At 39.9% G+C, this 22,655-nt stretch carries 16 protein-coding genes; 11 read left to right on the top strand and 5 right to left on the bottom strand.

Translation table 11 applies throughout. The annotated features are described in order from the left end of the window. The first annotated feature begins 73 nt into the window (after nucleotides 1–73). The 4 genes from M1F74_RS05530 (at nucleotide 74) to lacG (ending at nucleotide 4,448) form a co-directional block, all read left to right on the top strand. On the top strand, nucleotides 74–910 hold the full coding sequence (locus M1F74_RS05530; RefSeq protein WP_096422305.1) for a PRD domain-containing protein: 837 nt from the start codon (nucleotides 74–76) through the stop codon (nucleotides 908–910). A 35-nt stretch (nucleotides 911–945) separates the two neighbouring features. Then, the gene (locus tag M1F74_RS05525) at nucleotides 946–1,263 is read left to right on the top strand and encodes a PTS lactose/cellobiose transporter subunit IIA (protein ID WP_001078319.1); all 318 of its coding nucleotides are present in this window, start codon (nucleotides 946–948) and stop codon (nucleotides 1,261–1,263) included. Next, nucleotides 1,263–2,957: a lactose-specific PTS transporter subunit EIIC gene (locus tag M1F74_RS05520; protein WP_096422303.1), complete on the top strand. Its 1,695-nt coding sequence runs from the start codon at nucleotides 1,263–1,265 to the stop codon at nucleotides 2,955–2,957. The genes M1F74_RS05525 and M1F74_RS05520 overlap by 1 nt, the downstream gene beginning before the upstream one ends. 84 nt (nucleotides 2,958–3,041) lie before the next feature. After that, nucleotides 3,042–4,448: a 6-phospho-beta-galactosidase gene (lacG, locus tag M1F74_RS05515; protein WP_247946539.1), complete on the top strand. Its 1,407-nt coding sequence runs from the start codon at nucleotides 3,042–3,044 to the stop codon at nucleotides 4,446–4,448. Between the two features lie 39 nt (nucleotides 4,449–4,487). On the opposite strand, the gene M1F74_RS05510 is transcribed toward lacG, so the two are convergent. The 4 genes from M1F74_RS05510 to nrdH all read right to left on the bottom strand — a co-directional run bounded on the left by M1F74_RS05510 (nucleotide 4,488) and on the right by nrdH (nucleotide 9,016). Beyond that, nucleotides 4,488–5,255, bottom strand: coding sequence for a DeoR/GlpR family DNA-binding transcription regulator (locus M1F74_RS05510; protein WP_247946538.1), 768 nt, complete (start codon nucleotides 5,253–5,255; stop codon nucleotides 4,488–4,490). A gap of 139 nt (nucleotides 5,256–5,394) precedes the next feature. After that, nucleotides 5,395–6,357, bottom strand: a complete 963-nt coding sequence (gene nrdF / locus M1F74_RS05505) for a class 1b ribonucleoside-diphosphate reductase subunit beta (protein WP_061409265.1) — start codon at nucleotides 6,355–6,357, stop codon at nucleotides 5,395–5,397. A 195-nt stretch (nucleotides 6,358–6,552) separates the two neighbouring features. Further along, on the bottom strand, nucleotides 6,553–8,712 hold the full coding sequence (nrdE, locus tag M1F74_RS05500; RefSeq protein WP_247946537.1) for a class 1b ribonucleoside-diphosphate reductase subunit alpha: 2,160 nt from the start codon (nucleotides 8,710–8,712) through the stop codon (nucleotides 6,553–6,555). 85 nt (nucleotides 8,713–8,797) lie between these two features. Then, complete coding sequence (gene nrdH, locus M1F74_RS05495) at nucleotides 8,798–9,016, bottom strand: glutaredoxin-like protein NrdH (protein ID WP_000259238.1); 219 nt, start codon at nucleotides 9,014–9,016, stop codon at nucleotides 8,798–8,800. Nucleotides 9,017–9,667: 651 nt separating this feature from the next. On the opposite strand from nrdH, the gene M1F74_RS05490 reads away from it, so the two are divergent. The 6 genes from M1F74_RS05490 (at nucleotide 9,668) to M1F74_RS05465 (ending at nucleotide 20,108) form a co-directional block, all read left to right on the top strand. Continuing rightward, on the top strand, nucleotides 9,668–10,888 hold the full coding sequence (locus tag M1F74_RS05490) for an alpha/beta hydrolase family protein (protein ID WP_247946536.1): 1,221 nt from the start codon (nucleotides 9,668–9,670) through the stop codon (nucleotides 10,886–10,888). Nucleotides 10,889–11,155: 267 nt separating this feature from the next. Further along, complete coding sequence (locus M1F74_RS05485) at nucleotides 11,156–11,419, top strand: phosphocarrier protein HPr (RefSeq protein WP_000146948.1); 264 nt, start codon at nucleotides 11,156–11,158, stop codon at nucleotides 11,417–11,419. A 5-nt stretch (nucleotides 11,420–11,424) separates the two neighbouring features. After that, a complete protein-coding gene (ptsP, locus tag M1F74_RS05480) occupies nucleotides 11,425–13,158 on the top strand; it encodes a phosphoenolpyruvate--protein phosphotransferase (protein ID WP_025171716.1) in 1,734 nt (577 codons plus the stop codon). 257 nt (nucleotides 13,159–13,415) lie between these two features. Then, complete coding sequence (locus tag M1F74_RS05475) at nucleotides 13,416–15,950, top strand: pneumococcal-type histidine triad protein (protein WP_247946535.1); 2,535 nt, start codon at nucleotides 13,416–13,418, stop codon at nucleotides 15,948–15,950. A gap of 188 nt (nucleotides 15,951–16,138) precedes the next feature. Beyond that, nucleotides 16,139–17,056 carry a metal ABC transporter solute-binding protein, Zn/Mn family gene (locus M1F74_RS05470; RefSeq protein ID WP_247946534.1) on the top strand — a complete coding sequence of 306 codons (918 nt, stop codon included), beginning with the start codon at nucleotides 16,139–16,141 and terminating at the stop codon, nucleotides 17,054–17,056. 13 nt (nucleotides 17,057–17,069) lie between these two features. After that, entirely contained in the window at nucleotides 17,070–20,108 is a 3,039-nt protein-coding gene (locus M1F74_RS05465; RefSeq protein ID WP_282184746.1) for a pneumococcal-type histidine triad protein, read from the top strand. Nucleotides 20,109–20,153: 45 nt separating this feature from the next. On the opposite strand, the gene pepT is transcribed toward M1F74_RS05465, so the two are convergent. Continuing rightward, nucleotides 20,154–21,377: a peptidase T gene (pepT, locus tag M1F74_RS05460; protein ID WP_247946532.1), complete on the bottom strand. Its 1,224-nt coding sequence runs from the start codon at nucleotides 21,375–21,377 to the stop codon at nucleotides 20,154–20,156. A gap of 153 nt (nucleotides 21,378–21,530) precedes the next feature. Here pepT and hemH point away from each other — a divergent pair, with 153 nt between their 5' ends. Further along, entirely contained in the window at nucleotides 21,531–22,625 is a 1,095-nt protein-coding gene (gene hemH, locus M1F74_RS05455) for a ferrochelatase (RefSeq protein WP_009730111.1), read from the top strand. Nucleotides 22,626–22,655 lie beyond the last annotated feature (30 nt).

Raw genomic sequence — 22,655 nt, 5'->3', positions numbered from 1 at the left:
TCAAAAGATTTTCTAGTTCATTTGTGGTCATTTTTTATACTCATATACCATTAAGAGATAAAAGGAGGTTGACATGTATCGAATTCTAAATCCAATGAATCACAATGTTTCACTTGTCAGAAATGATAAAGGAGAAGAGGTGATTGTAATTGGTAAAGGGATTGCATTTGGAAAGAAGAAAGGGGATTTGATTGCTGAAGAACAAGTTGAGAAAATCTTTCGGATGAAGACAGAAGAGTCTAGGGAAAACTTTATGGCTCTGCTCAAAGATGTCCCGCTTGATTTTATCACAGTGACCTATGAGATTATTGATAAGCTTTCTAAGAAATATCATTATCCGATTCAAGAGTATCTCTACGTAACCTTGACAGATCATATTTACTGTTCTTACCAAGCTCTAGCACAAGGAAGGTACAAGGATAGTAATCTGCCAGATATTTCTGCCAAGTATCCTGTAGCTTTTCAAATCGCAAAGGAAGCCTTTGAAATCTATCGTCAGAAGTTGACAGATCATTTCCCTGAGGATGAAATTATTCGGATCGCTTATCATTTCATTAATGCCGAAGGTGAGAACGAAGTTCAAGTGGTTGAGTCGATAGATAAGAGGAAAGAAATTCTCAGGAATGTTGAAGAAGTGCTGAAGAGTTACGCTATTCAACGAACCAAAGAGAATAACCATTTCTATGATCGTTTTATGATTCATTTGAATTATTTCTTGGATTATTTAGACAGATCTAGAGATGATAATCAATCTCTTCTAGATATGGAAGACCATATCAAACAATCCTATCCAAAGGCATTTGAGGTCGGCTCCAAGATCTATGATGTGATTACGCAACATACGGGTCTTGATTTGTATAAAAGTGAACGAGTTTATCTAGTTCTACATATCCAACGTTTATTGTCATAAAAATTTAATTAAAAATACATAAGGAGGATTCTATCATGAATAGAGAAGAAGTAACATTGTTAGGTTTTGAAATCGTAGCCTATGCTGGCGATGCTCGTTCAAAACTATTGGAAGCCTTGAAGGCTGCTGAAGCTGGCGATTTTGCGAAAGCAGATAGCTTAGTTGAGGAAGCTGGTGGCTGTATCGCCGAGGCTCATCACGCGCAAACAAGTCTATTGACCAAGGAAGCAGCTGGTGAAGATTTGGCCTATAGTGTGACCATGATGCATGGCCAAGACCACTTGATGACAACTATCTTGTTAAAAGATTTGATGCACCATTTAATCGAACTCTACAAGAGAGGAGTTAAGTAATGAACAAACTAATTGCATTTATTGAGAAAGGAAAGCCTTTCTTTGAAAAACTGTCTCGTAATATCTACCTTCGTGCTATTCGTGATGGTTTCATTGCTGGTATGCCAGTCATTCTCTTCTCAAGTATCTTTATCTTGATTGCCTTTGTTCCTAACTCATGGGGCTTTAAATGGTCTGATGATGTTGTTAATCTCCTCATGAAACCTTATAGCTATTCAATGGGGATTCTAGCTCTCTTGGTAGCTGGTACAACAGCTAAGTCATTGACTGACTCAGTAAACCGTAGCATGGAGAAAACCAATCAAATCAACTATATGTCAACATTGTTGGCAGCAATTGTTGGTTTGTTGATGTTGGCAGCTGATCCTATCGAAAATGGCCTAGCTACTGGATTCTTGGGGACAAAAGGTTTGCTTTCAGCCTTCCTTGCTGCCTTTGTTACTGTAGCCATCTATAAGGTTTGTGTTAAGAACAACGTCACTATTCGCATGCCTGACGAAGTTCCACCAAATATCTCACAAGTATTTAAAGATGTGATTCCATTCACTCTATCAGTGGTTTCTCTTTATGCTCTTGATTTACTAGCTCGTCATTTTGTTGGTGCAAGCGTAGCTGAATCAATCGGTAAATTCTTTGCACCATTATTCTCTGCTGCTGATGGTTATCTAGGTATTACCATTATCTTTGGGGCCTTTGCCTTCTTCTGGTTTGTGGGTATCCACGGTCCTTCCATCGTCGAACCTGCAATCGCAGCGATTACCTATGCAAATGCTGAAGTCAATTTGAACCTTCTCCAACAAGGTATGCACGCTGACAAGATTCTTACTTCTGGTACACAAATGTTTATCGTTACCATGGGTGGTACTGGTGCGACACTGGTTGTTCCATTCATGTTCATGTGGTTGACCAAATCAAAACGAAACCGTGCAATCGGTCGTGCGTCAGTAGTACCAACTTTCTTCGGTGTAAACGAACCAATCCTGTTTGGTGCACCACTTGTCTTGAATCCAATCTTCTTTATTCCCTTTATCTTTGCGCCAATCGCAAACGTCTGGATTTTCAAATTCTTTATCGAAACGCTTGGCATGAACTCATTCACTGCCAACCTTCCTTGGACAACACCAGGTCCGCTCGGTATTGTTCTCGGAACAAACTTCCAATTTTTATCATTTGTACTTGCTGCTTTGTTAATCCTTGTAGACGTAGCCATCTACTATCCATTCCTCAAGGTTTATGATGAACAAATACTTGAAGAAGAACGTTCAGGTAAAGCCAATGATGAATTGAAAGAAAAAGTAGCTTCAAACTTCAATACTGCTAAAGCAGATGCGATTCTTGAAAAAGCAGGTGTAGGAGCAGCGCAAAACACAATTACAGAAGAAACAAATGTTCTCGTTCTCTGTGCAGGCGGAGGAACAAGTGGTCTCCTTGCAAATGCTCTAAACAAGGCAGCTGCGGAGTACAAGGTTCCTGTTAAAGCAGCAGCTGGTGGCTATGGAGCTCACCGTGAAATGTTGCCTGAGTTTGATCTGGTTATCCTTGCTCCTCAAGTAGCTTCAAACTTTGAAGACATGAAGGCCGAAACCGACAAACTGGGTATCAAACTTGCTAAGACAGAAGGTGGCCAATACATTAAACTGACTCGCGATGGAAAAGGCGCTCTTGCCTTTGTTCAAGCGCAGTTCGAAGATTAAAATGTAAATAGCGAAGAAGTGAGATGGAGGAACTCCTCCCAACTATATCTCCATCTCATTTCTATTTCTTGAAAGGTGAATCAAATGTCAAAAACATTACCAAAAGACTTTATTTTTGGCGGAGCAACAGCAGCCTACCAAGCAGAAGGTGCAACCAATACTGATGGTAAAGGGCCAGTTGCCTGGGATAAATATCTTAAGGACAACTACTGGTACACTGCTGAGCCAGCCAGTGATTTCTATCACAAATACCCAGTTGACCTCAAACTTGCAGAAGAATATGGTGTCAATGGTATCCGTATTTCAATCGCTTGGTCACGTATCTTTCCAACTGGTTACGGGAAAGTCAATGCCAAGGGAGTTGAGTTCTATCACAAGTTGTTTGCAGAATGTCACAAACGGCATGTTGAGCCCTTCGTGACTCTCCATCACTTTGACACGCCAGAAGCACTTCATTCAAACGGAGATTTCCTGAATAGAGAAAACATTAATCACTTTGTGGATTATGCGGCCTTCTGTTTTGGAGAATTTCCTGAAGTTAACTTTTGGACAACCTTTAATGAAATTGGGCCGATAGGGGATGGCCAGTATTTGGTTGGGAAATTCCCTCCAGGTATTCAGTACGACCTTGCCAAAGTCTTCCAATCTCATCACAATATGATGGTGTCGCATGCGCGTGCAGTAAAACTTTTCAAGGATAAGGGATATAAGGGTGAAATTGGTGTGGTTCATGCCCTGCCTACTAAGTATCCTCTGGATCCAGATAATCCAGCAGATGTTCGTGCAGCCGAGTTAGAAGATATCATTCACAATAAATTTATTTTGGATGCGACTTATCTAGGACGATATTCCGAAGAAACCATGGAAGGTGTCAACCATATCTTAGCAGTCAATGGTGGAAGTTTAGATCTGCGTGAAGAAGACTTCGCTGTGCTAGAAGCTGCAAAAGACCTGAATGACTTCCTTGGAATTAACTACTACATGAGTGATTGGATGCAAGCCTTTGATGGAGAAACAGAAATCATTCATAACGGTAAGGGTGAAAAAGGAAGCTCTAAGTATCAGATTAAGGGAGTTGGACGCCGAGTGGCGCCTGACTATGTCCCACGTACGGACTGGGACTGGATTATCTATCCTCAAGGTTTGTATGATCAAATCATGCGCGTGAAGAAAGATTACCCAAATTACAAGAAAATCTACATCACAGAGAATGGTCTCGGATACAAAGATGAGTTTGTGGATGGGACAGTCTACGATGATGGACGGATTGATTATGTTAAGAAACATATGGAAGTGATTGCAGATGCAATCTCTGATGGAGCCAATGTCAAAGGCTACTTTATCTGGTCTCTGATGGATGTCTTTTCTTGGTCAAATGGTTACGAAAAGCGTTACGGCCTCTTCTATGTTGATTTTGAAACCCAGGAGCGCTATCCAAAGAAATCGGCTCATTGGTACAAGAAACTAGCTGAGACACAACTTATTGATTAAAATTCAACAAAAATTCCCCGCCAAAAGGCAGGGGAATTTTTATGGTTTTGATAAAAGAATGGTTGTTTGTTTCGACAGATCTTCAAATGTCTCCTGACTCAGTTTGGAATCTGAAACGATGGTATCAATCTCTGAGATATTGTAGAAAGTGTAAAAATCAAACTTATTAAACTTACTGTGGTCTGCCAGTAAGTATTTTTTATTGGCATTGTTCAAGGCGATTCGTTGTACCTCACCCTCTTCCTCACTGAAAGTAGCAATAGACTTATCCTTAATACCATTACAGCTAACAAATGCCTTAGAGAACTGAAGATTGGTCAAATCCTGCAAGGTAAGTGTCCCTACAAAAGCACCAGTGATAGAGCGATAATTTCCGCCAATCAAGATCAAATCTGTTAGTTTTCGTTCGTTTAGGATGAGAAAAACAGGAAGACTGTTTGTTACAACACGAATGTTATCGATAGGGAGCTCACGAGCAAAACATTCTAAGGTTGTTCCTGGTCCGATAAAAATGGTTTCACCTTCGTCAATCAAATGACCGACAAAACGGCTAATTTCTTGTTTTTCAGCAATCTGCAAGCCTTGTTTTTCGACGTTTGAGCGTTCGTTGTTTAATAGAGAACCTGTACGAAGTTTTTCAGCACCACCATGCACACGAACCAGCAAATCCTTATCTGCCAATTCTTGTAAGTAGCGACGAGCTGTCATATCTGACACATCAAGACTCTCCATAATCTCTTTTACAGTAATAGTGCCTTTTGTGTTTACTGCTTCTAGAATACTATCTAGTTTTTCTTGCTTTAGCATCCTTATCACCTCGATTTCTACTATTATTATCTTACCATAAAACGCTCAATCAATCAAATAGAAAAAAACAAAATAAAACAAAAACAAAAATATCATGGTTGTTTTAAACAAACCATGATATTTTGAATGATCGGCCAAATTAGTCTAAACCGTAGTTGTAATCATCGTCTTGCATGGCTTCAACTTCACCAAGGAGGTAACCATTTCCGACTTGAGAGAAGAAGTCGTGGTTGGAAGTTCCTGTTGAAATACCGTTCATAACGATTGGGTTGACATCATCTGCTGAATCTGGGAAGAGTGGATCTTGTCCTAGGTTCATAAGAGCCTTATTGGCATTGTAGCGAAGGAAGGTCTTGACTTCTTCCGTCCATCCAACACCGTCATAGAGGCTCTCTGTATAACCTTCTTCGTTCTCGTAGAGAGTGTAGAGCAGGTCGTACATCCATTCTTTGAGTTTTTCTTGCTCTTCTTCAGGCAATTCATTGAAACCGAGTTGGAATTTATATCCGATGTAGGTTCCGTGAACAGATTCATCACGAATGATCAGTTTGATGATTTCCGCAACATTGGCCAGTTTGTTGTTACCGAGATAGTAGAGCGGTGTGAAGAAACCAGAGTAGAAGAGGAAGGTTTCAAGGAAGACGCTGGCAACCTTCTTTTCAAGAGGCGTACCATTGAGGTAGATTTCGTTGATAATTTCAGCTTTTCTTTGTAGGTAAGGGTTGGTGTTGGTCCATTCAAAGATTTCTTCAATTTCAGCCTTGGTATTCAAGGTTGAAAAGATAGAAGAGTAAGATTTTGCGTGGACAGATTCCATAAACTGGATGTTGTTGAAAACAGCTTCCTCATGCGGTGTACGGATGTCAGAACGAAGAGCCTGAACCCCTGTTTCAGATTGCATGGTATCAAGAAGCGTTAAACCACCAAAGACTTTTCCTACCAAGTCTTTTTCCTTGTTTGATAGTTTTCTCCAGTCGTCAAGGTCATTTGACAAGGGGATACGAGTGTCGAGCCAGAATTGCTCCGTCAGCTTTTCCCAAGTTGATTTGTCGATGACATCTTCGATGGCATTCCAGTTAATGGCTTTGTAGTAAGTTTCCATTTTGAAATCTCTTTCTGTATGTAATAATGCGATTGTCGAATCCTCTCTGTTTTATCATAGTCTGAGAAGAGTATCGCACAAAAAGTCGGAAGACCGACTTTTCATTTTTCCTAGTATTTTAGATACTTGTCAAGTTTTTTTCTGGTGGGTAACTTAATCAGTAGTCTGAGAAAATGTGGTTGCCTCAGATAAAAATTAAATCACACAGCTTTCACATTGGTTAGCACCAACTTCTCCACCATCATCAGTAAAGGTACGGACGTAGTAGATAGACTTGATGCCCTTGTTAAAGGCATAGTTACGAAGGATAGATAGGTCACGTGTCGTTTGTTTATTTTCCTTCTTCCATTCGTAAAGACCTTTTGGAATGTCGCTACGCATGAAGAGGGTGAGTGAAAGTCCTTGGTCCACGTGCTCTGTTGCAGCAGCGTAAACATCAATCACCTTACGCATATCCATATCGTAAGCAGAAGTGTAGTAAGGGATAGTATCTGTTGACAAACCTGCAGCTGGGTAGTAGATCTTACCGATTTTCTTTTCTTGACGTTCTTCAATGCGTTGCGTAATCGGGTGGATAGAAGCAGAAACATCGTTGATGTAGCTGATAGAACCATTTGGCGCTACAGCAAGGCGGTTTTGGTGATAAAGTCCATCTGCTTGAACCTTTTCTCGAAGTTCAGCCCAGTCAGCAGCACTTGGGATAAAGACGTCTTTGAAGAGTTCTTTGACACGGTCTGATTTTGGAACAAATTCACCAGTTACATACTTGTCGAAGTAGCTTCCGTTAGCATAGTCTGATTTTTCAAAGTTGTGGAAGGTGATACCACGTTCACGAGCGATGTTATTAGATTCTACCAAGGTCCAGTAGTTCATAAGCATAAAGTAGATGCTTGTAAATTCAATTGACTCAGGTGATCCGTACTCAATCAGTTGTTGGGCAAGGTAACTATGAAGTCCCATGGCACCAAGACCAAAGGTGTGAGCCAAACTATTTCCGTGATCGATAGTAGGAACAGCTACGATGTGTGAACTATCTGTAACGAAAGTAAGGGCACGAACCATAGCGCGGATAGAACGACCAAAGTCAGGTGAAGTCATCATGTTGACGACGTTTGTTGATCCAAGGTTACATGAAACGTCTGTTCCCATTTGAAGGAATTCTTGAGCATCGTTGATCAAACTTGGTTCTTGAACTTGAAGAATCTCAGAACACAAGTTACTCATGATAATCTTACCCTCAACTGGATTTGCACGGTTAGCTGTATCAATGTTGACTACATAAGGATAGCCAGATTCTTGTTGCAATTTGGAAATTTCAGTTTCCAAATCACGCGCCTTGATTTTTGTCTTGCGGATGTTTGGATTTGCTACTAATTCATCGTATTTCTCAGTGATGTCGATATAGTTGAATGGCACACCGTATTCAAGTTCTACAGAGTATGGGCTAAAGAGATACATTTCTTCATTTTTACGGGCCAATTCGTAGAATTTATCGGGTACTACAACACCGAGTGAAAGCGTCTTAACACGAACTTTTTCATCGGCATTTTCTTTCTTAGTGGAAAGGAAAGCGATGATATCTGGGTGAAAGACGTTGAGGTAGACAACCCCAGCACCTTGACGCTGACCAAGTTGGTTTGAGTAAGAGAAGCTGTCTTCAAAAAGCTTCATAACTGGTACGACACCAGAAGCAGCACCTTCATAACCTTTGATAGGAGCTCCAGCTTCACGAAGGTTGCTGAGGGAAATTCCCACACCACCACCGATACGTGAAAGTTGAAGGGCTGAGTTGATAGAACGTCCGATAGAGTTCATATCATCAGTTACTTGAATCAGGAAACAAGATACCAACTCCCCACGACGAGCACGACCTGCGTTCAAAAAGGAAGGAGTAGCTGGTTGGTAGCGTTGGTGGATGATTTCATTGGCAATATCAATTGCAATCGCTTCATCCCCGTCAGCAAAATAAAGTGCATTAAAGAAGACACGGTCTTCCATGCTTTCAAGGTAATATTCACCGTCATTAGTCTTCAAGGCATATTGATTGTAAAACTTATAGGCTGCCATAAACGACTTGAATTGGAAGTTTTGGTCCTTGATAAATTGATGCAATTCTTCCAAAAACTCTGGACGGTACTTCTTGAGAAATGCAGTTTCAATGTAGTTGTGTTCAATGAGGTAGTTGATTTTATCAGTGATTGAATCAAAAACCATAGTGTTTGGAACTACATTTTCTTTAAAGAAAGCATCCAAGGCTTCCTTATCTTTATGAAGCATGATTTGTCCATTAACAGGACGGTTGATTTCGTTATTGAGACGGAAGTAAGTCACGTCTTCAAGATGTTTTAATCCCATAAAATTTTCCTTATCTAACCTGATTACAAAAGAAAGGCCTCTAAGTTAGCCCTAGAAGCAATTTCTTCTGGATGATGCACTAAAATTATGCTAACTGTTTTAGTTTTCCTGGTTGGAAACCTGAAAAGATTTCAGTTGGTGTTTGGATGACAGGAGCAGCGCTGAAACCGAGCTCTTTAACTTGATCGATATACTCAGGTTGCTCGTCAAGATTGATCTCACGATAAGCGATATTATTACTGTCCAAGAAACGCTTGGTCATCTTACATTGGACACAGTTATTTTTAGAATAAACGGTTACCATTTTCGTAACTCCTCTTTCAAAATAGATTACTTTCTTAGTATATCAAAAAAAAAAACTTTGTCAAACTTTTTAAACTAAATCTTGTGCTAAAAAGTTACAGTTTTGAAATTAAAACACAAGATATAGTGTTTTTGAAAACATAAATTTTGATTTCCGTTGAACTGTCAAACTTTCTCAAAATAAAAAAACTACATACTGTGTATTGGCAATATAAATAGAAGATTTTCAGCAAGTTATCAGAAAGGAAAACGAAGAAAATAGCAAAAATCGTAAGAAAAGTAATAAGTATAGCTGAGATAATACTTTAACAAAATAGAAACTGTAATATTTACGAAAAAAGAAATTTTCTACACAAGATGTTCCAATATTTGTATTAGAATATCTAAAATATAACCAAAGTGGAAATGACAGATTATGATGTATTCATAAAAATGGATCATTGGTTAATTTTATATAGGATACTTATGAGTTTCGTATCCTTTCATAAGGAGTATATAAATACAATGTTTGAAAAAGTTCATTTTATGTGATACACTATCTGTGATTATAAGATTAAAAAATGGATATCTGGATACTTTTGTTTGATAGAGAATGTTATCGGATTATAATTAGATTAAATGAATGAAAGAATACAGAATTAGGAGGCGCGTGGTGAAAGAAAATGATGTTATTTTAAAACGGCAATCGACTCAAATATTTTTTAAGAATGGTGATACGGATTTTTTCTTCAATTGGTTGTTAGGAATCGGTGAAATTTTTGGTTTCTCTCATGGAGAGCTTTATTATCTTGCTCAAAGATTGGGGAACTCACCAAAGCCTGATGACTGGAAAAATGTATTTTTATCGCATGTAAACTACCTTGAACAAGAAGCAAGTAATTCAGGGTTGAGTGAACAAACAAAGGCGCAGTATTATCTTGCACAGACCTACTCACTTCGCTCGGCAATCCAATTTACCGATCCATTTTCTGAAGAGTATTTACCGACCGTTCGTCAAATGGAGAAGGTGTTTTCTAGTGCAATTCATTCACTAGGTGCACCGATTGAAAAATTAACTATTACCTATCAGGGTTCTTACTTGCCTGGTTATTATCTTCATAGCGGCGATAATTGCCCAACGCTAATCATGATTGGTGGAGGTGATACTTATCGCGAAGATTTATTTTACTTTGCAGGATATCCTGGATGGATACGAAATTATAATGTTTTAATGGTTGACCTTCCTGGTCAAGGGAGCAATCCTAGTAGAGGGCTGGTCTTTGATGTGGATGCCTCTATTCCAATTTCATTATGCATAGACTGGTTGGAAAATAGAAATCCTAAACTAAATTATTTAGCCATTTATGGTGTCAGCGGAGGGGGATATTTTACCGCACAAGCTGTTGAAAAGGATCCAAGAATTCATGCTTGGATTGCTAGTACCCCTATTTACGACGTTGCAGAACTTTTCAGAAAAGAATTTGGATCAAGTTTGAAAGCACCTAGTTGGTTAATAAATGCCATTTTAAAATTATCTGGAAATTTGAATGAATCAGCAAATTTGAATCTTAAAAAGTATGCATGGCAGTTTGGTACTTCTGATTTTAAGAGTGCTATTGATGATGTATTTAACCACGCAAAGATTGTAGATTATCAAAAAATTCAATGTCCTTGCCTGTTTATAATGGGAAAGGGAGAAGGTACTGAGCTGCAACGACAAACTAAGGTAATTTATGAAGCGCTTAAATCTAAAAATCCGCAAACTAAACTTCAGGTTTTTGAGTCCGAAAGCGGTGCAGATGCTCATTGTCAAGTCAATAATTTAAGACTCGCCCATAATATCGTTTTTGATTGGTTGGACACTTTATTTGAATGGAATAGATTGAATTTTTAGCCACGCTTACACTACTTAAGTATATCTATTTTAATGTGAGACATCAAAAGATTATTTTACGTTAAGTGGCTAACTAGATAATTCTATACTATTAATAATTAGTGCCCAAATTTCCCATAGTACCTGTATGATAGAAAAAGAAGCAAGTTCATTTTCAGTAAAAGTCCATAAAATACTTGAAAAATTATCTAGAAGGTGATATAATACAATCTTGTAAGGGTTATCACATATAATCCAAATAAGAAACAATTAAAGGAGAGTCAAACTATGGCTTCTAAAGATTTCCACGTAGTGGCAGAAACAGGTATCCACGCACGTCCAGCAACATTGTTGGTTCAAACAGCTAGCAAATTTGCTTCAGATATCACTCTTGAATACAAAGGTAAATCAGTAAACCTTAAATCTATCATGGGTGTTATGAGTCTTGGTGTTGGCCAAGGTGCTGACGTTACAATTTCAGCTGAAGGTGCAGATGCTGACGATGCAATCGCTGCAATCACTGAAACTATGGAAAAAGAAGGATTGGCATAAGGAAAATGACAGAAATGCTTAAAGGAATCGCAGCATCAGACGGTGTTGCAGTTGCAAAAGCATATCTACTCGTTCAACCGGATTTGTCATTTGAGACTATTACAGTCGAAGATACAAACGCAGAAGAAGCTCGCCTTGATGCCGCTCTAAAAGCATCACAAGACGAGCTTTCTGTTATTCGTGAGAAAGCAGTAGGTACGCTCGGTGAAGAAGCTGCTCAAGTTTTTGACGCTCACTTAATGGTTCTTGCTGACCCAGAAATGATCAGCCAAATCAAGGAAACAATCCGTGCGAAGAAAGTGAATGCAGAAGCAGGTCTGAAGGAAGTGACAGACATGTTCATCACTATCTTTGAAGGCATGGAAGACAACCCATACATGCAAGAACGTGCAGCGGATATCCGCGACGTGACAAAACGTGTATTGGCAAATCTCCTTGGTAAAAAATTGCCGAACCCAGCTTCTATCAATGAAGAAGTGATCGTGATTGCGCATGACTTGACTCCTTCAGATACAGCTCAATTGGACAAAAACTTTGTAAAAGCTTTTGTAACCAACATTGGTGGACGTACAAGCCACTCAGCTATCATGGCTCGTACACTTGAAATCGCGGCAGTACTAGGTACAAACAACATCACTGAAATTGTTAAAGATGGTGATATCCTTGCTGTTAACGGTATCACTGGTGAAGTGATTATCAACCCAACTGATGAGCAAGCGGCAGAATTCAAGGCTGCTGGTGAAGCTTATGCGAAGCAAAAAGCTGAATGGGCACTTTTGAAAGACGCTCAAACAGTGACTGCTGATGGTAAACACTTTGAATTGGCTGCTAATATCGGTACTCCAAAAGATGTTGAAGGTGTCAATGCCAACGGTGCTGAAGCTGTTGGACTTTACCGTACAGAGTTCTTGTACATGGATTCTCAAGACTTCCCAACAGAAGACGAGCAGTACGAAGCATACAAAGCTGTTCTTGAAGGAATGAACGGTAAACCAGTTGTCGTTCGTACAATGGATATCGGTGGAGATAAGGAACTTCCTTACTTTGATATGCCTCATGAAATGAACCCATTCCTTGGATTCCGTGCCCTTCGTATCTCTATTTCTGAGACTGGAGATGCTATGTTCCGCACACAAATCCGTGCTCTTCTTCGTGCGTCTGTACACGGTCAATTGCGTATCATGTTCCCAATGGTTGCGCTTTTGAAAGAATTCCGTGCAGCGAAAGCAGTCTTTGACGAAGAAAAAGCAAACCTTCTTGCTGAAGGTGTTGCAGTTGCGGACAACATCCAAGTTGGTATCATGATCGAGATTCCTGCAGCGGCTATGCTTGCAGACCAATTTGCAAAAGAAGTTGACTTCTTCTCAATTGGTACAAACGACTTGATCCAATACACAATGGCGGCAGACCGTATGAACGAGCAAGTTTCATACCTTTACCAACCATACAACCCATCAATCCTACGTTTGATTAACAACGTTATCAAAGCAGCTCACGCTGAAGGTAAATGGGCAGGTATGTGTGGTGAGATGGCTGGTGACCAAAAGGCTGTTCCACTTCTTGTCGGAATGGGCTTGGATGAGTTCTCTATGTCAGCAACATCTGTCCTTCGTACACGTAGCCTGATGAAAAAACTCGATACAGCTAAGATGGAAGAGTACGCAAACCGTGCCCTTACAGAATGCTCAACAATGGAAGAAGTTCTTGAACTTCAAAAAGAATACGTTGACTTTGATTAATTGAAAGGTCCTTGCAACTCAGTTGCAGGGATTTTTTGCTTTAAAAATTTGGTGATTGATTTTCAATATAGGATTCTTAAATCAGACTGTTCAGATAGAAGGTAGTGTAGAAAACAAAAAATTGTTAACTGGTTCATAAAATTCTTGACAAGTTGAAAATTTAGGAGTAAACTATTAACCAGTTAACTTTTAGAGAGGAGTTTCTGCAATTTAGGAATGAATTGCAACTAGAAATATCAAAAAGAAAGAGAGTTTCGATGAAAATTAATAAAAAATATCTAGCTGGTTCTGCGGCTGCCTTGATTTTAAGTGTTTGTTCTTATGAGTTGGGATTGTATCAAGCTAGAACAGTCAAGGAAAATAATCGTGTGTCTTACGTTGATGGTAAACAAGCAGCACAAAAAACGGAGGATCTAACTCCTGATGAGGTCAGTAAAAAAGAAGGCATCAATGCCGAACAAATCGTCATCAAGATAACAGACCAGGGCTATGTCACTTCACATGGCGACCACTATCATTATTACAATGGCAAGGTTCCTTATGACGCTATCATCAGTGAAGAGTTGCTCATGAAGGATCCAAACTACCAGCTCAAGGAAGAGGATATTGTCAGTGAAATCAAGGGTGGTTATGTTATCAAGGTAGATGGAAAATACTATGTCTACCTTAAGGATGCAGACCATGCAGATAATGTCCGTACGAAAGAAGAAATTAATCGACAAAAACAAGAGCATAGTCAGCATCGTGAAGGAGGAACTTCAGCAAACGATGGTGCGGTAGCCTTGGCACGTTCACAAGGACGCTATACCACAGATGATGGCTACATCTTTAATGCTTCTGATATCATTGAAGATACTGGTGATGCTTATATCGTTCCTCACGGCGACCATTACCATTATATTCCTAAGAGTGAGTTATCAGCCAGCGAATTGGCTGCCGCAGAAGCCTTCCTATCTGGTAGAAGTGGTCAATCAAATACGCCTACATATCGCCGTACCAATAACAACAGTGCTAGCAGTGATATAGATAGATGGACCCCATCCTATAATAATCAAGGTAGTGGCTATACGAACACAAACACGGCTAACAACAGTAACAGTAGCGACGATAGTCAAGCGAGTCAAAGTGATGAGGATATTGATGGCCTTCTGAAACAACTTTATGGCTTGCCACTCAGCCAACGACACGTAGAATCTGATGGCCTTGTCTTTGATCCAGCACAAATCACAAGTCGAACAGCTAGAGGTGTTGCAGTACCTCATGGGGACCATTACCATTTTATCCCTTATTCACAGATGTCTGAATTGGAAGAACGAATCGCTCGCATCATCCCGCTTCGCTATCGTTCGAACCATTGGGTGCCGGATTCAAGACCAGAACAACCAAGTCCACAACCGACTCCGGAACTTAGTCCAAGCCCGCAACCTGCACCAAATCCTCAACCAGCTCCAAGCAATCCAATTGACGAAAAATTGGTTAGACAAGCGGTTCGAAAAGTAGCTGATGGCTATGTCTTTGAGGAAAATGGAACCTCACGTTATATTCCTGCTAAGGAACTTTCAGCAGAAACTGCTGCAGCCATTGATAGCAAACTAGCCAAGCAAGAAAGTTTGTCTCATAAGCTAGGAGCTAAGAAAACCAACCTCCCATCTAGTGATCGAGATTTTTACAATAAGGCTTATGACTTACTAGCAAGCATTCATCAAGATTTAATTTCCAATAAAGGGCGTCAAGCTGAATTTGACGCTTTGGATAAACTCTTGGAACGTCTCAATAATGTCTCAAGTGATAAAGTCAAGTTAGTGGATGATATTCTTGCCTTCTTAGCACCGATTCGTCATCCAGAACGTTTAGGAAAACCGAATGCGCAAATAGCTTACACAGATGATGAGATTCAAGTAGCCAAGTTGGCAGGTAAGTATACAACAGAAGACGGTTATATCTTTGATCCACGAGATATCACCAGTGATGAGGGGGATGCCTATGTAACTCCGCATATGACCCACAGTCATTGGATTAAGAAAGATAGTTTGTCTGAAGCTGAAAGAGCGGCAGCCCAGGCTTATGCTAAAGAGAAAGGTTTGACACCTCCTTCGAATGACCATCAGGATTCAGGAAATACTGAGGCTAAGGGAGCAGAAGCTATCTACAAGCGCGTGAAAGCAGCTAAGAAGGTACCGCTTGATCGTATGCCTTACAATCTCCAACATACTGTGGAAGTCAAAAACGGAAGCTTGATTATTCCTCATTATGACCATTACCATAACATCAAATTTGAGTGGTTTGACGAAGGTCTTTATGAGGCACCTAAGGGCTATACTTTAGAGGATCTCTTTGCGACTGTGAAGTACTATGTTGAACATCCAAACGAACGTCCTCATTCAGATAGTGGATGGGGCAATGCAAGTGACCATGTTCAAAGAAACCAAAATGGTCAAGCTGATAACAATCAATCGGAAAAACCATCAGCGGAGAAACCTCGTACAGAAAAACCTGAGGAAGAAAAACCTCGCGAAGAGAAACCTCAGAGTGAGAAACCAGAGTCTCCAAAACCGACTGAGGAGCCAGAAGAAGAGTCGCCAGAGGAACCTCAGGTTGAAACTGAAAAGGTTGAAGCGAAGTTAAGAGAGGCTGAAGAGCTACTTGCAAAAATCCAAGACCCCGTCATCAAGTTCAACGCTAACGAAACTCTTACTGGATTAAAGAATAATCTATTGTTTGGCGCTCAGGACAACAATACTATTATGGCAGAAGCTGAAAAACTATTGGCTTTGTTAAAGGAAAGTAAGTAAAGGTAACAGCATTTTCTAACTCCTAAAAACAGGATAGGAGAACGGGAAAACGAAAAATGAGAGCAGAATGTGAGTTCTAGTTCTCATTTTTTTCATGAAAATGTACAAAATATCTTGACAGATAGTGTAAATAAAGATAAACTATTTACTAGTTAATTAAATGGTTAAATACTAGTTAAGGAGTAATGATGAAAAAAAGAACAATCCTATTATTGATGGCCAGTTTATTGGCTCTTGTCTTAGGAGCATGTGGTCAAAAAGAAAAACAAGAAGCAAAAGGGATGAAGATTGTCACAAGTTTTTACCCAATCTATGCCATGGTAAAAGAGGTATCAGGGGACTTGAATGATGTACGGATGATTCAGTCAAGTAGTGGGATTCACTCATATGAACCTTCAGCGAATGACATTGCTGCTATCTATGACGCGGATGTTTTTGTCTACCACTCGCATACACTGGAGTCTTGGGCGGGAAGTCTAGATCCTAACTTGAAAAAATCAAAAGTTAAGGTTTTAGAGGCCTCTGAAGGAATGACATTGGACCGTGTACCGGGTTTAGAAGATGTAGAAGCTGGTGACGGTATTGATGAAAAAACACTCTACGACCCTCACACTTGGTTAGATCCAGAAAAAGCAGGTGAAGAAGCTCAGATTATTGCGGACAAACTTTCGGAGATTGACAGTGCCAATAAGGAAGCGTATCAAAAGAATGCCAAAAACTTTATCGCTAAAGCCCAAGAATTGACTAAGAAGTACCAGCCTATTTTTGAAAAAGCGAGTCAAAAGACTTTTGTTACGCAACATACAGCCTTTTCTTACCTCGCTAAACGATTTGGATTGAAACAGCTTGGTATAGCGGGGATTTCCCCTGAACAAGAGCCAAGTCCGAGACAACTAACAGAAATTCAGGAATTCGTTAAAACCTATAAGGTTAAAACTATCTTTACTGAGAGCAATGCTTCTTCTAAAGTCGCTGAGACCTTGGTCAAATCAACAGGAGTTAATCTAAAAACACTCAATCCTTTGGAAGCAGACCCTGAAAACGACAAAACGTACTTAGAAAATCTAGAAGAAAATATGAAAGTTCTTGCAGAAGAATTAAAATGAGGAGATTATGAAAATGAAGAAAAAGTATCTTGCGGTGGGATCGGCTTTAGTCCTTTCCCTGAGTCTTTGCATCTATGCACTGAACCAACACCAGCTAGAAGACAAAAAAGATACAAATCGTGTATCTTATGTTGATGGGAAACAAGACTCTCAAAAAACAGAGACTCAGACACCAGATCAAGTTAGCAAAAAAGAAGATATTCAGGCTGAGCAAATTGTCGTGAAAATTACCGATCAAGGTTATGTTACATCACACGGTGATCATTTCCATTATTACAATGGGAAAGTCCCTTTTGATGCGATTTTCAGCGAAGAGCTTTTGATGAAAGATGCCAATTATCAACTGAAAGACGCTGATATTGTCAATGAAATCAAAGGTGGCTACATTATCAAGGTGGATGGTAAGTATTATGTTTACCTTAAGGATGTGGCGCATGCAGATAACGTTCGTACGAAGGACGAAATTGAACGCCAAAAACAAGGCCATACTCACGATGCACCAACTTCTAACAGTGCAGTGACACTTGCACGATCACAAGGACGCTATACTACCGATGATGGATACATCTTTAATCCATCTGATATTATAGAAGATACTGGTGATGCTTATATCGTTCCTCACGGTGGACATTACCACTACATTCCAAAGAGTTCCTTATCTGCTAGCGAATTAGCAGCTGCTCAAGCCTACCTATCTGGAACTAGAAAACAACCGAGTGTGACTGACTATCGTCCAAGTCAAAATGGAACCAGTCAAACCACTAATCCTAGTCAACAAACTGAAACACCAAGCAATCCAGAAGAGAGCTTACAGAGTCTATTGCAGCAACTCTATGCACTTCCAAGTAATCAACGTTATGCAGAATCTGATGGCTTGATTTTTGACCCTGCTAAGATTTCAAGCAGAACGCCAAGTGGCGTAGCGATTCCTCATGGAAATCACTATCATTTCATCCCATATACAAAGCTTTCTGCCTTGGAAGAAAAGATTGCGCGAATGATTCCTTTATCTAGCGACAGTGGGAAACCAACACCTTTGGAAAATCCAAGCAAACCAGCAGAGCATCCAGCTCAATCGGATCATCATCATGACCAAGACGGTGACCATGGAAGTCAGGATACCAACCATGAAGATCATGACCATGATGGAGAGGAGCATGACCACCATCACGGTGAAGAACATGATCATGGTTTTGCAGCTGACCGTGTCATCAGTGAGGATGAGCAAGGGTTTGTAGTTTCTCATGGAGATCACGCTCATTATTTCTTTAAGAAAGACTTGACTGCAGCTCAAATCAAAACTGCCCAAGATCACTTGAAAGAAAATCATCAGTCTGAGCCGGTTCAACCACTTGCAAAGACTGTGGAAAGTTTCTCAAGAGATGCTAGTGATGAAGAAAAAATCAAGTATATCTCACAGACCTATGGGGTTCCGCTCGAAGCGATTCGTATTTCAAATGGATTCTTTGTCTTTGGAAATCCGGATCAAGCCTATGATCCAACCCATATCCATCCCTATGCTGTTCGAAAAGAACATGTTCGTATTCCTCTCCAAACTGGGAATCCAGAACTGGATTTCCTAAATGAACTTTATACGACTGCCCTACGTGATGGGGTGTCTCCTTATAGTTTACAGGTAGAAAGTGGTAGTTTTGTGATTCCTCACGGAGACCACAATCACTACATCAAGGTTCAAACTAAGGGCTATGAAGTAGCTTTGAAAAACAAGATTCCAGCCCTACAATCGACCTATCAACCTGGAGCATTTGATGAACAAACTGTTCTATCTAAAGTGGATCAACTTTTAGCAGATAGCAGAAGTCTCTACAAAGACCAGCCAATCATGCAGAGACGTGTTGAACTTGCTTTGGGGCAGTTCACCGAAAATATGAAAAAATTGGCAACAAACTCAACTGCTGGATACCTAGCAGCCTTGGATCTCTTTGATAAGCAGTATATCCATGTGGATCAAAGTGTGGCACCAGTTGAAACTTCACCTTTAGATAAGAAGTACCAAGCCCTTGTAGATAAGATCAATACACTGGATACGGACACTTATGGCTTGTCTAAGAAAGATCTTTTGGTACATTTGCAGGAAGCAAAACTAGCACAAGATGAGACAGAGTTGGCTGCCATTGAAGCGAAACTTCAGGCCTTGCAAGATTTCCGTGATCGGACAGGGGTTACAACAGTAGAGTACATCAAGTATTTCTATGAACATGTATCTGATGGTCGTTTGAGAGAAGAACTTCGGAACCGTGTTGCCAAGTTGACATGGGAACTTTACCAGTCACAATCTTTCCTCAAAGCAACCGACTTGAACAAGCTATTCCCAACTATTTACCAAACTAAGCTAGAAGTAGAAGAAGCTCTCAAAGAAGAACCCGTTTCTACAAAAGCTGGTAAGACTATTCTAGATACGGAAAAAGTAGATAGTCAAACCGCTAAGACAGCCATCTATGAATTCCTAAAAGAACTCTACGGTGATTTTATGCCAGAAGAGCGGGTTAGCCATGTTAAGAAGGAAGAAGTGGATGCTCTCCTAACTAAAGTTGCCCAACTCCTAGCACGTGTTAAAGAGGATGGTGTCAAACAATCCCTAGCTGAAGAAGCTGCTAATATCAAAGCGGCTACTGAAAAGGAAAATGCAGACCTTGACGAAGCTAAAACACAACTTGAGGATCTTTTAAATCGTATTGCAGCGACTATCCAACGAGAGGAAAAACAGGCGGAGCAAGATCCACAAACTGTGATCATCTACCAAAAACTCTATAATGTCTTGCTCTCTCTTCACAAGTACTTAGAGGATAACAAAGGATCCGATGCTGACTTTGAACGTGTTGATGCCCTATTTGATCAACTTGCAGCCAAAAGCAGTGATAAAGAAGGTCTCCTCACTCTAGCTAAAGAAATCATTAGATTGAACCAGGAACTCCGTTCAAAAGCAAGTGAAACTGATAGCCAATCTAAGTCTGAGAAAGACAGTGAAACAGTTGCTTCTCAACCAACAGAAAAGCAAGCGCAAAGTGAATCTGAGCTAAGTGCTCAATAAAATGAATAAAAAGAAAGGCGAAGTAGCTGAGCTACCTCGTCTTTTTTAGTCTTTATAAGCTACAATACCAATGATGGTATCCACCGCACGCTCCATAGTCTGAAGGCTGACGTATTCAAAACGTCCATGCATGTTTTCACCACCTGCAAAGATATTCGGTGTTGGAATACCCATGAAGGAAATCTTAGAGCCATCTGTTCCACCACGAATCGGTTCAATGATTGGCGTGATTCCAAGATCTTCCATAACGGCTTTGGCAATGGTAACGGGTGTCATGTCTTTCTCGATGACTTCTTTCATATTGTAGTACTGGTCTGTCAGAGTCAAGGTCACTCGATTATTTCCAAGCTCTTGATTCATTTTGTCAGCAATGTCCTGCATGGCTTTCTTACGAGCTTCAAAGGCATCTTTTTCAAAGTCGCGAATGATATAGCTTGCACGCGCCTCCTCGACACTACCTGAAACATCCATAAGATGATAGAAACCTTGGTAACCATCTGTCAGCTCTGGCCGGTCATTCTCAGGAAGTTGATTATGAAAATCAATCGCCAGCTGAAGGGAATTGACCATCTGTCCTTTAGCAGTACCAGGGTGGACATTGCGTCCTTGGAAATGAAGCTCAGCACCAGCTGCTGAAAAAGTCTCGTACTGCAGTTCCCCTAGTGGTCCTCCATCAACGGTGTAGGCAAAGTCAACATCAAAGTCATCTGCATCAAACTTATTAGCACCGACACCGATTTCTTCATCTGGTCCAAAACCAACACGAATTTCACAATGCTTGATTTCAGGATGAGCAGTCAAGTATTCGATAGCTGTCATAATCTCAGCAATACCTGATTTGTCATCAGCACCCAGCAAAGTTATTCCATCAGTTGTGATGAGCGTTTGTCCTGGATATTTCTCAAGACTCTTGAAGTCAGCTGGATCGAGTTTGAAACCAGAATTCCCTAGTTCAATCACACCACCATCGTAGTTTTCAATCACCTGAGGATTGACTCCTTCGGCATTAAAGTCAGCAGTATCCATGTGAGATATAAAGCCAATCTTTCGTGTTAAAGCTGAATCATTGGCTGGCAAGGTCCCAATTGCAAAACCATTTGGTAGATAATAAACATTTTGTAAACCAACACGTTTCATTTCAGGAATAAGAACATTGGTTGCGAAGTCAACCTGACTCTGCGTACTTGGAGTAGTAGTTGAGTGTTCATCAGAGCGCGTGTTGACCTTAACGTAGGTTAAGAAACGGTCTAAGAGATTTGGGTACGGCATAAAAAACTCCTTTTGAATTCATTTTTTCCATTGTATCATAGAAAAAAGAGAAAAACAAAAGACAGAAGTTAGGGGAATTTACTATGTTATCGTTTACTTATCAGTGGATAAATGATAAAATAAGCTTGATAAAAAAATCACAAGGATAAAGTTATGAAAAAAGCAATTTTAATGATGACCTTTGGTTCGCCAGAAGAGATTACCTTTGAAGGTGTAGCTGATTTTTTCACAAATATTCGTCGTGGAGTGAGACCTCAAGACCACGAGATTCAAACTCTCTATGATAATTATGTACGAATTGGAGGCACGCCTCTGCAAAAAATTACCCGTGAAGAGGTTGCCTTGGTAGAAGCTAGGATGGGGAATGAATATAGTGTTTATTTTGCTAATAAGTTTTCTAGACCCTTTATCCCAGATGTGATTGGTCAGATGGAAGCGGACGGAATCGAGCAGTGTATTTGTTTGATTTTGGAGCCTCATTATTCTTTTTACTCTGTCATGGGCTATGAGAAATTTTTAGAAAGCAAGCAAATTCAATTTTTAGTTATTAAGGACTGGTATCAAGAAGAAGCGCTCTTAAACTATTGGGCAGATGAAATTGCTAAGATTGTAAAAGAAGAAGTGAAGCAAGATAGCTTTAAAGTCATCTTTTCAGCCCATAGTGTGCCCATTTTTGCCTTGGATTTTGGTGACCCTTATATCGACCAAATTTTTGAAAATAGCAAGTTAGTTGCTGAAAAACTAGGTTTGAGTTCCGAGCAATATACCAACACTTGGCAGAGTGAGAGTGATATCGGGATTCCTTGGATTAAGCCAGATGTATTAGAATATCTCAGAGAACAGACAGAACAGCCAGATCATTATATTTTTGTACCTATTAGTTTTATTAGTGAGCACATTGAAGTCTTGTTTGACAACGATGTGGAATGTTATGAGTTATGTCAGGAATTGGGTGTAAACTATCATCGTCCACCAATGCCAAATACGGATTCTCGTTTGATTAATGCCTTAGTCAATACCATCAGAGTCAATGAACATCAAGAATTTAAGAAATTTCTCCCAGAAGAAGAAACCTTTGATGAGTTAGTTCCTTCAGACGATACTAAAAACATTTTGACCGAATCTCAAGATTTACAAATGCCTGAATTTGTGAAAAAATTGATTGAGAAAAAAGGTCGGGAAAATGTTAAGATGCCTTATCTTATCAAGAGAATGCTTGAAAAAGCAGGTAAGTTACCAAAAGAGTAAAGAAAAAGGATTTAGCTTTGTGCTAGATCC

Origin of the sequence: Streptococcus oralis, from assembly GCF_023109315.1 — a bacterium.
Classification (GTDB): Bacteria; Bacillota; Bacilli; order Lactobacillales; family Streptococcaceae; genus Streptococcus; species Streptococcus oralis_BS.
Note: the sequence above shows the minus strand (reverse complement) of the source record. Positions and strands in the feature narration are given on the sequence as shown.

Bases quoted from the DNA above. Each gene is read 5' to 3' on its own strand.
- M1F74_RS05525 (WP_001078319.1), top strand. From the start codon at position 946: ATGAATAGAGAAGAAGTAACATTGTTAGGTTTTGAAATCGTAGCCTAT.
- M1F74_RS05465 (WP_282184746.1), top strand. From the start codon at position 17,070: ATGAAGAAAAAGTATCTTGCGGTGGGATCGGCTTTAGTCCTTTCCCTG.
- nrdE (WP_247946537.1), bottom strand. From the start codon at position 8,712: ATGGGATTAAAACATCTTGAAGACGTGACTTACTTCCGTCTCAATAAC.
- nrdH (WP_000259238.1), bottom strand. From the start codon at position 9,016: ATGGTAACCGTTTATTCTAAAAATAACTGTGTCCAATGTAAGATGACC.
- nrdF (WP_061409265.1), bottom strand. From the start codon at position 6,357: ATGGAAACTTACTACAAAGCCATTAACTGGAATGCCATCGAAGATGTC.
- M1F74_RS05510 (WP_247946538.1), bottom strand. From the start codon at position 5,255: ATGCTAAAGCAAGAAAAACTAGATAGTATTCTAGAAGCAGTAAACACA.
- hemH (WP_009730111.1), top strand. From the start codon at position 21,531: ATGAAAAAAGCAATTTTAATGATGACCTTTGGTTCGCCAGAAGAGATT.
- M1F74_RS05530 (WP_096422305.1), top strand. From the start codon at position 74: ATGTATCGAATTCTAAATCCAATGAATCACAATGTTTCACTTGTCAGA.
- M1F74_RS05470 (WP_247946534.1), top strand. From the start codon at position 16,139: ATGAAAAAAAGAACAATCCTATTATTGATGGCCAGTTTATTGGCTCTT.
- lacG (WP_247946539.1), top strand. From the start codon at position 3,042: ATGTCAAAAACATTACCAAAAGACTTTATTTTTGGCGGAGCAACAGCA.
- pepT (WP_247946532.1), bottom strand. From the start codon at position 21,377: ATGCCGTACCCAAATCTCTTAGACCGTTTCTTAACCTACGTTAAGGTC.
- M1F74_RS05485 (WP_000146948.1), top strand. From the start codon at position 11,156: ATGGCTTCTAAAGATTTCCACGTAGTGGCAGAAACAGGTATCCACGCA.
- ptsP (WP_025171716.1), top strand. From the start codon at position 11,425: ATGACAGAAATGCTTAAAGGAATCGCAGCATCAGACGGTGTTGCAGTT.
- M1F74_RS05475 (WP_247946535.1), top strand. From the start codon at position 13,416: ATGAAAATTAATAAAAAATATCTAGCTGGTTCTGCGGCTGCCTTGATT.
- M1F74_RS05520 (WP_096422303.1), top strand. From the start codon at position 1,263: ATGAACAAACTAATTGCATTTATTGAGAAAGGAAAGCCTTTCTTTGAA.